General features: G+C 57.1%; 1 protein-coding gene. It reads left to right on the top strand.

Annotated elements, in window-relative coordinates:
- Positions 1 to 38 precede the first annotated feature (38 nt).
- Positions 39 to 254: a hypothetical protein gene (locus AC3IFE_RS21520; RefSeq protein WP_489191903.1), complete on the top strand. Its 216-nt coding sequence runs from the start codon at positions 39 to 41 to the stop codon at positions 252 to 254.
- The last annotated feature ends 65 nt before the right edge of the window (positions 255 to 319 follow it).

Here is a 319-nt window from a genome sequence, read left to right as displayed (position 1 = left end):
TCCCGGCGTTTTCTCGTTTCCACCTGATTCCAATCCCCATGACCAACCTCGAATGTCTCACGGAGATCATGACGTTCTCGCGATACGGCGCGCTCGCGCAAGCGTTCGTGATGGATGCGCTCAGCCAGCACGCGGAGCGCGTTGCAACAACATCACTCGATCAGTTGCAAGTCAACCCAATGGTCAGTGCTCGCGCCTGGCAGGGCGTCGCCCTGGAAATCCACGCCAAGCTCGAAGCGCATTTGTCCCGATAGTCGGCAACGCTCGCAGTTCCCTTCCCCCTTTTTTCTATTTTGAGGACCACCATGCTCAAAGGTCT

The sequence above is a fragment of the Burkholderia sp. APQ4-4ca genome (assembly GCF_057837105.1).
This window is presented reverse-complemented; position numbering and strand designations above follow the sequence as displayed.